The sequence below is a fragment of the Flavobacterium sp. genome (genome assembly GCF_039916025.1).
Lineage (GTDB): Bacteria > Bacteroidota > Bacteroidia > Flavobacteriales > Flavobacteriaceae > Flavobacterium.
This window is the reverse complement of sequence record NZ_JBDSMB010000156.1, coordinates 1-9,885: the sequence shown is the minus strand read 5'-3', so window position 1 is coordinate 9,885 and position 9,885 is coordinate 1. Positions and strand designations below refer to the sequence as shown.

9 protein-coding genes are annotated in these 9,885 nt (G+C 34.5%); 8 read left to right on the top strand and 1 reads right to left on the bottom strand.

Annotated elements, in window-relative coordinates; translation table 11 throughout:
* Window positions 1-900 precede the first annotated feature (900 nt).
* The 4 genes from rpiB to ABIQ27_RS12110 are packed head-to-tail and all read left to right on the top strand — an operon-like array spanning window position 901 to window position 5,212.
* Window positions 901-1,332 carry a ribose 5-phosphate isomerase B gene (rpiB, locus tag ABIQ27_RS12125; protein WP_348034163.1) on the top strand — a complete coding sequence of 144 codons (432 nt, stop codon included), beginning with the start codon at window positions 901-903 and terminating at the stop codon, window positions 1,330-1,332.
* A 1-nt stretch (window position 1,333) separates the two neighbouring features.
* On the top strand, window positions 1,334-2,242 hold the full coding sequence (locus ABIQ27_RS12120; RefSeq protein ID WP_348034162.1) for a cation diffusion facilitator family transporter: 909 nt from the start codon (window positions 1,334-1,336) through the stop codon (window positions 2,240-2,242).
* Window positions 2,243-2,246: 4 nt separating this feature from the next.
* On the top strand, window positions 2,247-3,068 hold the full coding sequence (locus ABIQ27_RS12115) for an NAD(P)H-hydrate dehydratase (RefSeq protein WP_348034161.1): 822 nt from the start codon (window positions 2,247-2,249) through the stop codon (window positions 3,066-3,068).
* 8 nt (window positions 3,069-3,076) lie between these two features.
* Entirely contained in the window at window positions 3,077-5,212 is a 2,136-nt protein-coding gene (locus ABIQ27_RS12110; RefSeq protein ID WP_348034160.1) for a Tex family protein, read from the top strand.
* A gap of 57 nt (window positions 5,213-5,269) precedes the next feature.
* On the opposite strand, the gene tatA is transcribed toward ABIQ27_RS12110, so the two are convergent.
* Entirely contained in the window at window positions 5,270-5,458 is a 189-nt protein-coding gene (gene tatA / locus ABIQ27_RS12105; RefSeq protein ID WP_348034159.1) for a twin-arginine translocase TatA/TatE family subunit, read from the bottom strand.
* A 212-nt stretch (window positions 5,459-5,670) separates the two neighbouring features.
* Here tatA and ABIQ27_RS12100 point away from each other — a divergent pair, with 212 nt between their 5' ends.
* The 4 genes from ABIQ27_RS12100 to ABIQ27_RS12085 are packed head-to-tail and all read left to right on the top strand — an operon-like array spanning window position 5,671 to window position 9,745.
* Window positions 5,671-6,498: a M23 family metallopeptidase gene (locus tag ABIQ27_RS12100; protein WP_348034158.1), complete on the top strand. Its 828-nt coding sequence runs from the start codon at window positions 5,671-5,673 to the stop codon at window positions 6,496-6,498.
* Window position 6,499: 1 nt separating this feature from the next.
* Window positions 6,500-7,987 (top strand): GH3 auxin-responsive promoter family protein, encoded by a 1,488-nt coding sequence (locus ABIQ27_RS12095; RefSeq protein ID WP_348034157.1) that lies wholly within the window; start codon window positions 6,500-6,502, stop codon window positions 7,985-7,987.
* A 6-nt stretch (window positions 7,988-7,993) separates the two neighbouring features.
* On the top strand, window positions 7,994-8,869 hold the full coding sequence (locus tag ABIQ27_RS12090; protein WP_348034156.1) for a carboxypeptidase-like regulatory domain-containing protein: 876 nt from the start codon (window positions 7,994-7,996) through the stop codon (window positions 8,867-8,869).
* Window positions 8,870-9,745, top strand: coding sequence for a carboxypeptidase-like regulatory domain-containing protein (locus ABIQ27_RS12085; protein ID WP_348034155.1), 876 nt, complete (start codon window positions 8,870-8,872; stop codon window positions 9,743-9,745).
* Window positions 9,746-9,885: the final 140 nt, after the last annotated feature.

The window sequence follows — 9,885 nt, the reverse complement described above, 5'->3', positions numbered from 1 at the left end:
ATTCTAAAATAGCAGCTATCTGTTTGTAGTTAAAAGGTTTATTCGCGTTTTTTGATAATATTTTAAATATCTTTTCGGAGAAAGTCTTTTCATTTTTCCCGAACTTTTTAGGTTTCTTACTCATTTTCTTTTTCTAATTAATGCTGAAAATTACGAAGAAGTATTAAGATAAAAGAATTAAGTATTAAGATTTATTGAAAATATAACTTTTGTTATTTCATAAAATGAATTGTTATCAACACATATTAAAAACAACAATAAAAAAAATTAAATAAATTTAAATTTATGATGGTTATTATAGCATGTTCATTTGTACAATAACTTTAATTTTTAAAAGCAGATTTTGTAGTTATGGTTTTTTATATGTATTTATCAACATAGTTTTGAGAATTTAAAACGTTCATCCTAAACCTTTTTTAAGTTTTAATTAACAGTTGTTCACAACTCAAAAAAGCTGTTTTTTGTAGATAACTTTAATTTTTAATTTGTTTGAAAAACACACTTTTTATATTGATAACTTTTCTAAAAAAATGCCAAACTAAATTTGCTTTTGTGAAGTTGGTTTTTGATTACAACTTTTAACTTCAGAACCAAAAAAAACTTCTAAAATTCTATCCAAAGTTGTTAACAATCTATGTTAATTTAAGGTTAACTGATTATCAACGAATTGCGAAATACTATTAACACTGCATGATTTTAACATTTTAATTATGCATAACACAATTATTTTCAAACAGTTGCAAAATATATGCAAAATCAAAAAAAGGTTAGCTTTTAAAAATCAAACACTTAGAATAAACTAAAAATACAACCAATAGTTTCCGTAAATTTGTCATTTGATATTAAGAGGAGAATGTCCACCGGACATTCGGAAACCTAGCTAAATTAAAACACCACACTATGAAAATCTCAATTGGAAATGACCACGCCGGACCAGATTATAAGAAAGCAATTGTTGCTTTTTTAGAGCAAAAAGGTCACGAAATATTCAACCACGGAACCAATACTTTTGATAGTGTTGATTATCCGGATTTTGGACATCCTGTTGCTGTAGATGTTGAAACCGGAAAAGCAGATTTTGGTGTTGTAATTTGTGGTTCAGGAAACGGAATAAATATGACAGTGAACAAACATCAGGGAATTCGTTCGGCATTGTGCTGGACAAAAGAAATTGCAGGGTTGTCTCGTCAACATAACGATGCTAATATTATTAGTATTCCGGCAAGGTTTACATCAATCCAACAAGCCGTTGAAATGGTTGATACATTTTTAAACACCAATTTTGAAGGCGGAAGACACGCTAACAGAGTTAATAAAATTGCCTGCCAATAAAATGGAACACAATCACGTTCACATTCACAAACACGAAGTGAGAGGAAAAAATTTGGTTTATTCCATTTTACTTAACCTTCTTATTACAATTGCTCAAATTGTAGGCGGAATTATTTCAGGAAGTTTAGCACTGATTTCAGACGCGCTTCACAATTTTTCCGATGTTTTATCTTTGTCTTTTAGTTTACTGGCACACAAATTATCGCGAAGAAAAGCATCAATTGATCATACTTTCGGTTACAAAAGAGCTGAGCTTATTGCAGCATTTATAAACGCAATTACGTTAGTCGTAGTTGCACTTTTTTTAGTTTATGAAGCAGCTTCAAGATTATTTCATCCACAACCAATTCAATCTGGTTTGGTCATTTGGTTAGCACTTTTGGGAATTATAGTCAACGGAGGTTCGGTTTTATTACTCAAAAAAGATTCAGAGCACAACCTTAATATGAAATCGGCTTATTTGCACTTATTGACCGATATGATGGCTTCGGTGGCAGTTTTAGTTGGCGGCTTGCTAATGAAATTTTACGGTTGGTTCTGGGTTGATAGCGTAATGACTTTATTAATTGCGTTTTACTTAATCTACGTAAGTTATGATTTGATAATATCAGCAACAAAAATGCTAATGCTTTTCACGCCTGATTTTATTGATATAAAAGAAGTGGTTCGTGAAGTCCATAAAATCAAAGGTGTTAATAAACTGCATCATATTCATGTTTGGCATTTAAATGATGAAGAGTTGCATCTTGAAGCACATCTCGATTGTTCTCAAGATATAAAAATGAGCGAATTCAATGTTTTATTAGACGAAGTTGAAATCGTTTTATTCGAAAAATTCAATATCAACCACATCAACATCCAACCTGAATTCAAAAAAGAAGATCCAAAAGATTTTATAGTTCAAGACTAATTTTATGATGGTTCTTGATATCCATAGTATTCTAAAGTTATTCAAAAAAAGAGTGGCCGATTCACATAAAGGTAATCACGGACACGCTTTGATTATCGCCGGAAGCAAATCCAAAATGGGCGCAGCTATTATTTGTGCCAAAGCTTGTCTAAGAGCAGGAGCAGGTTTGGTTACTGTAAATATTCCAAAGAAAGAGCGACTTGCTGTTTTTACTTCTGTTCCCGTAGCGATGATTGAATTTAGGGAAGACAAAAAGAATTGGAACCAATATAATTCTGTTGCAATTGGTCCCGGAATCGGTACTGATAAATCAGCTACAACTCTTTTGAAATCAGTATTAGGAAACATAAAAACACCAGTTGTTTTTGATGCCGATGCATTGAATATTTTAGCTAAAAATCAGGGTGAACTTTTAAAACTTCCACAAAAATCAATTTTGACGCCACACGTTAAAGAGTTTGATCGACTTTTTGGAAAACACGATTCTGAATCAGAAAGAAGACAAACCGCCACAATAAAAGCAAAAGAATTACAGCTGATTATTATTCTGAAAGGACACAAAACCTTTATTACCGACGGACAAGAAAGCTTTGAAAACTCAACTGGAAATTCAGGATTGGCGAAAGGTGGTTCGGGCGATGCGTTAACCGGAATCATTACCGCTTTTCTGGCACAGAATTATGAACCGTTAAATGCCGCAATTCTTAGTGTTTTCATTCATGGTTTGGCTGCTGATATTACATTAGAAACACAAAGTTCAGAAAGCATGTTGATAACAGATGTTATCGAAAATCTTGGAAACGCTTTCAACAAAATTCAAAATTAAATTCAAAAATGACTAACATAAATTTCATAAAGGCGCAAGTTCAAACAGCCGATAAAAACATTAGCGCCACGTTAAAATTACTTTCCGAAGATTGCACCATTCCATTTATTTCGCGTTACCGAAAAGATCAAACTGGAAATCTGGATGAAGTGGTTATTGAAAATATCGCCAAACTTTCAAAGCAGTATGACGAAATCGTAAAAAGAAAAGAATTTGTTCTGAAAATCATCGACGAGCAAGGTCAGCTTACACCAGAATTAGCGAAAAAAATCAAGGAAAGTTTCGATTTGCAGGAAATTGAAGATTTGTATTTGCCTTATAAAAAGAAGAAAAAAACCCGAGCCGATATAGCCCGTGAAAACGGATTGGAACCTTTAGCAAAAATTATTTTTAGTCAAAGAAATGAAGATGTCGATTTTATTTCGACACAATATCTCAATGATAAAGTCAAAAATGAAGACGAAGCATTGCAAGGTGCAAGAGATATTATCGCCGAATGGATTAATGAGAATATTTATATCCGAAAAAATCTTCGTCGATTGTTTCAGCGAAAAGCGATTGTTACAACAAAGGTTGTAAAAACCAAAAAAAACGATGAAGCCGCTCAAAAATTTTCACAGTATTTTGATTGGGCTGAGCCGATTTCAAAAGCGCCATCGCATCGATTATTAGCGATGCTTCGGGCCGAAAACGAAGGATTTATAAAATTAAATGTCGATATCGATCCAGAAGGTTCGGGAGAAGAAGCGATTAATTTTATCGAAAACGAAATCATAAAAACTAAGAACGACACAACTTCGCACATCGAATTAGCCATAAAAGACAGCTACAAACGATTGCTCGAGCCTGCAATTTCTAACGAAACTTTGCAGGATGCCAAAGCAAAAGCCGATATCAAAGCCATTGATGTTTTCGCTGGGAATCTGAGCCAGCTTTTATTGGCGCCACCTTTAGGCGAAAAACGAATTTTGGCAATTGATCCGGGATTTCGTTCGGGTTGTAAAATTGTTTGCCTCGATGAAAAAGGCGATTTGTTATACAACGAAACCATTTATCCGCATCAGCCACAAAACGAAAGTGCGATGGCAATGAAAAAAATCCGTTCGATGGTTAATGCTTATAATATTGAAGCAATTTCTATTGGAAATGGAACGGCTGGCCGCGAAACCGAATTCTTCATCAAGAAAATTGCTTTTGACAAACCAGTTCAGGTTTTTATTGTTTCTGAAGCTGGCGCTTCGGTTTATTCTGCATCTAAAATTGCCCGTGATGAATTTCCAAAATATGATGTAACGGTTCGTGGTTCGGTTTCTATCGGAAGACGACTTTCAGATCCTTTGGCAGAATTGGTAAAAATCGACCCAAAATCAATTGGCGTTGGGCAATACCAACACGATGTTGACCAAACAAAATTAAAAGAAGAACTCGATACCGTTGTTGCTCGCTGCGTAAATTCTGTTGGGATAAATATCAACACGGCGAGTAAATCGCTTTTGAGTTATGTTTCGGGAATTGGCGAAAAAATGGCCGAAAACATTGTAGCGTTTCGTTCCGAAAATGGTCCATTTGAAGATAGGAAACAAATTAAAAAAGTCCCGCGTTTAGGCGATAAAGCCTATCAGCAAGCAGCAGCTTTTGTTCGGATACACAACGGAAAAAATCCTTTGGACAATTCAGCTGTGCATCCTGAAGCGTATCCAATTGTAGAAAAAATGGCAAAAGATTTGGGTTTAAAAACCAATGATTTGATTGCCAATAAAGAGAAGATTTCACAAATAAAATTAGAAAACTACATCACGCCCGAAATCGGAATTCTTGGTTTAAAAGACATTGTAAAAGAATTGGAAAAACCCGGACTCGACCCAAGAAAATCGGCTAAAGTATTTGAATTTGATCCAACAGTTACAACTATAAAAAATGTTAGAACCGGAATGATTTTACCAGGAATTGTAAATAACATTACGGCTTTTGGCTGCTTTGTTGATATCGGAATAAAGGAAAGCGGATTGGTTCACATTTCACAACTTAAAGCGGGTTTTGTTTCCGATGTGAATGAAGTGGTGAAACTGCATCAACATGTTCAGGTGAAAGTCGTAGAGGTTGACGAAGACCGCAAGCGGATTCAGTTGACGATGATTTTATAAAGCAAAAATCCCAAATTCCAGTAATGGAATTTGGGATTTATATTTTAGTAAAGAAAATTACTTTTTAGCTTCCTCTTCTTCTTTTTTAGAATTAGCATGAGCTTCCTCTTCTCCTTTTGATGCTTTCTTGAATTCATTAATTCCCGAACCCAATCCTTTCATTAATTCCGGAATTTTTTTACCTCCAAAAAGTAATAAAACAACAACTAGAATGATTAATATTTCCGGCATTCCTATTCTTCCCATGATATATAATTTTGCGCTTTCGCAGATTTTATTTTTAAAAAACTTCGACAAAGGTAAAAAAGAAAATAACATTCTTTGAATTTCACCTTAATAAATATACGTTAAACATCGTTAGTAGTAAAAAGGCTAAGCCAACTTATTTTCTATATTTGTAAATCATTCATACAATCATGTCCGAAAAACGGCTCAAACGAAAAATAATCAAGAAAAAATTGTTTACAAAAAACCGCCTGGTTATTTTGAACGAAGACACTTTTGAAGAAATTTTCTCACTTAGATTGACGCTGATGAATGTTTTTGTGGTAGCCACAATCGGAGCACTATTTATTATTTTTGTCACAACTTACATCATTGCGTTTACGCCGCTGCGCGAATACATTCCGGGCTATGCTTCCACACAATTAAAGAAAGACGCGACTGAATTGGCTCTGAAATCAGATTCATTAAATCATGCTTTGAAAAAAAACGATGCCTATATTCAATCGATTAAAAAGGTTTTGACTGGCGATTTAGAATATGCAAAATTCAATAAAGATTCCATTTTAGCATCAGCTTCGGAAGCTGTTTCAGAAGACGACCTGAAACCATCCAACGCCGATTTGAAGTTTAGGGAAGAAGTTGACAGAGAAGACAAATACAATCTTTTTGAAAAGGCAAAACCAAAAGTTACTGCTGTTTTATTCCCGCCGGTAAAAGGGATGATAACCGAGAAATTCAATCCAAAAGACAAACATTATGCGGTTGATATCGCTTTGGCGAAAAACACACCAATAAAATCAATCCTGAGCGGAAGAGTAATTTTCGCCGATTGGACACCAAATACAGGAAACGTCGTAATCATAAGACACAATAACGGATTTATTTCGGTATACAAACACGCAGCTTCAGTAACCGTTTCGCAAGGCGATGTGGTAAGAACAGGCGAAGTGATTGCTTTGGCAGGTTCAACCGGACAAGAATCTACCGGTGTGCATTTGCATTTTGAATTATGGAAAGATGGTTATCCAATCGATCCGAGTATTTTTATCGAATTTGAATAATATGTCTGTAAAATCATTCGCCGCCAAAATATTCGCCGGAATCATTCACAATAAAACTCAGAAATGGGTTCAAAATCCTATTGGAACGCAGCAGAAAGTTTTTCAAAATCTTTTGGATTCTGCCAAAGACACTCAGTTTGGAAAAGACCATAATTTTGCCAAAATCAAATCTTTTGAAGACTTTGCCATGCAAGTTCCGATTCGGGATTATGAAGAATTGCGGCCTTATGTCGACCGTGTTGTAAAAGGCGAAGAAAACATTCTTTGGCCAGGAAAACCGCTTTACTTTGCGAAAACCTCAGGAACAACTTCGGGCGCAAAATATATCCCTTTGACCAAGGAATCGATGCCATTCCATATTGAAGCTGCGCGAAACGCCATTCTCGGATATATTCACGAAACCGGAAAAGCAGACTTTGTCGATGGTAAAATGATTTTTCTGCAGGGAAGCCCAATTTTGGAAGAAAAAAACGGAATTAATCTCGGAAGACTTTCCGGAATTGTGGCGCATTTTGTTCCGAAATATTTGCAGAAAAACAGAATGCCAAGTTGGGAAACCAATTGCATCGAAGATTGGGAAACCAAAGTTGATGCGATTGTTGAAGAAACCTTCAACGAAAACATGACTGTGATTTCGGGAATTCCTTCTTGGGTTCAAATGTATTTTGAGAAGCTGGAACAAAATGGAAATAAAGCGGTTGGTGATATTTTTAAGAACTTCAATCTGTTTATTTATGGCGGCGTGAATTATGAACCATATCGCGCCAAATTTGAAAATCTAATTGGCAGAAAAGTTGATTCGATCGAATTATTTCCGGCTTCGGAAGGATTTTTTGCCTATCAGGATTCACAAAAAGACAAAGGAATGCTGCTACTTTTGAATTCAGGAATTTTCTATGAATTTGTAAAATCTGAAGAGTTCTTTACCGAAAATCCAAAACGTTACACGATTGGTGAAGTCGAATTGAATGTCAATTATGTTTTAATAATTTCTACCAATGCCGGACTTTGGGCATACAATATTGGTGACACGGTTCAGTTTACATGTCTGAAACCTTATCGCGTAATTGTTTCCGGTCGAATCAAACATTATATTTCTGCTTTTGGAGAACATGTTATTGGTAAAGAAGTCGAACATGCTTTGAAAGAAGCTATGGAGAATTCCAACATTCGCGTAAACGAATTTACGGTTGCGCCACAAATTGCACCAAGTTCCGGATTGCCTTATCACGAATGGTTTATCGAATTTGAAAATGAACCTGAAAACCTTGAAGAATTTGCCCTGAAAGTAGATAACGCTATGCGAAAACAAAACACTTATTACGATGATTTAATTGTTGGGAAAGTATTGAAAACATTGGTTATTTCAAAAGTTTCCAAAAATGGATTTCAGGATTATATGAAATCTATTGGAAAACTAGGTGGACAGAATAAGATTCCGAGATTGAGTAACGATAGAAAAATAGCAGATTTGCTAAAAAGAGGATAAGAAAAGATGAAAGAAAAAAGATTTTTGTGGTTGATATTATTGATTGGTTCGGCTCTTTCGGCACAGATTAAAGGGATTGTTGTAGACGAGTATAACAAACCGATTTCCTATGTGAATATTTGGGTTGAAAATGAAAACAACAGCACCACTTCTGAAGAAAATGGAGAATTCAGCATTAATTGTCTGCCAAATAAAAACCTGATTTTCTCAGCTATGGGTTATGAGAAGAAAACGGTTAACGCAGCAGACGCAGAAAAAGTGATTTTGAAAGTAAACGCGTTTCAATTATTGGAAGTTGTCATTGCCAAAAGATTTGAAACTAGGGAAATTGAAATCGGGAAAGTCAAAAACGAAACCTATCAGGCTTTTGATAACGGACCACGAATTGACGCAAAATTTTTCCCTTATAATCCAAAATATAAAAGGACACGATACATCAAAAAAGTCAATTTTTTCACCGATAACCAGTTAGAAAGTGCTTCTTTTAAAGTCCATTTTTTTATGGTTAACCCAGATGGTTCTCCGGGAGATGAATTACTGAATAAAGATTTTTTAGTTTCGGTTAAAAAAGGCGTGAATAAAACCTATTTTGATGTAACTGATTTCGCTTTGAAAATGCCAAAAACAGGAATTTTTGTAGGTTTTGAAAAGTTGATAATCGAAAAGAATAAACTGGAAAAAGAAGTTACCGATTCAAACACAAATAAGACAACCATACAAAAAACATACTTCCCTTTTGTATTATATAATTTTGTTGAAAGAGAGTTTGTCTACACCTTCTCAGGCGGAAAATGGAACAAACAAACTAAACAGGATATTGCCAATCCATCAGACAAAATGACGGTATATGAACCGGCAATAAACCTAATCCTAACCAATTAAATGAAGAATACTGTTTACTTTTTTTTATTTATCACATCTACACTTTCTTCACAAATTAAGGGAATTGTTGTAGATGATAAAGGCAGCCCGATACAATACGTAAATATTTGGGTCGAAAATGAGGATATTGGAACGACCTCAGATGAAAACGGAATTTTCAAAATATATACTACTTCGGATAAAGTATTGATTTTTTCTTCTGTAGGTTACGAGGTTAAAAAAACCGCCATAAAAGACAACGATAAAATAATTTTAAAGGAAGCCATTTTTAAACTGAAAGAACTTGTCATTTCCAATAGGAAAAAAGACAAAGAAATCGAAATCGGAGAAGCCAAAAAGATTCATCATTCTCAACTTTCGGGTAATAAACCATGGATATACGGCAAATTATTTGAATATGATTCAATATATGAGATAACGCCCTTTTTAAAGAAAATAGTATTTTTTTCAGATAATGAGAAAAAAGATGCCAGGTTAAAAATCAGGATATTTGAATTTAATGATTCTATCCCGACAAGCGATTTGTTACATGATGATTTGATTGTAACGGTTAAGAGGGGAATGCGAAAAAATGAGATAGATGTCTCTGAATATAATATAAGATTTCCCGAAAAAGGAATAGTAATTGGGTTGGAATGGATGATTATTGAGGAAAATAAATATTTCTTTGAATACGAATCCTTTGAAACGAAAGAAATAGTAAAATCAGAAGCTTACGCGCCGTCGCTGATAGTTAATTATTCAGAAGTTGAGAACTCTTTTAACTATATGCAGGGGAAATGGCATAGAAGCAAAATAACCCCGACTGTTAGGAAAGACAAACCTTGGTATAATAAGGTTATGTTGCCGGCAATAAACCTAATTCTAACCAACTAAAGGACAAAAACCTTATATTTGCAGGTTAGAAAAAACAATTTAATGAAAGAAATTAAAAACATTTCGCGCTCAAGAGCGCAAGAATCGTCGGCAGCTATCGAACGATTGTACATTACCATGAGGCATTTATTCAACAGAGG

Excerpts from the sequence above, each read along its gene's own strand:
- rpiB (WP_348034163.1), top strand. The coding sequence starts at position 901 with ATGAAAATCTCAATTGGAAATGACCACGCCGGACCAGATTATAAGAAA.
- ABIQ27_RS12120 (WP_348034162.1), top strand. The coding sequence starts at position 1,334 with ATGGAACACAATCACGTTCACATTCACAAACACGAAGTGAGAGGAAAA.
- ABIQ27_RS12115 (WP_348034161.1), top strand. The coding sequence starts at position 2,247 with ATGATGGTTCTTGATATCCATAGTATTCTAAAGTTATTCAAAAAAAGA.
- ABIQ27_RS12110 (WP_348034160.1), top strand. The coding sequence starts at position 3,077 with ATGACTAACATAAATTTCATAAAGGCGCAAGTTCAAACAGCCGATAAA.
- tatA (WP_348034159.1), bottom strand. The coding sequence starts at position 5,458 with ATGGGAAGAATAGGAATGCCGGAAATATTAATCATTCTAGTTGTTGTT.
- ABIQ27_RS12095 (WP_348034157.1), top strand. The coding sequence starts at position 6,500 with ATGTCTGTAAAATCATTCGCCGCCAAAATATTCGCCGGAATCATTCAC.
- ABIQ27_RS12090 (WP_348034156.1), top strand. The coding sequence starts at position 7,994 with ATGAAAGAAAAAAGATTTTTGTGGTTGATATTATTGATTGGTTCGGCT.
- ABIQ27_RS12085 (WP_348034155.1), top strand. The coding sequence starts at position 8,870 with ATGAAGAATACTGTTTACTTTTTTTTATTTATCACATCTACACTTTCT.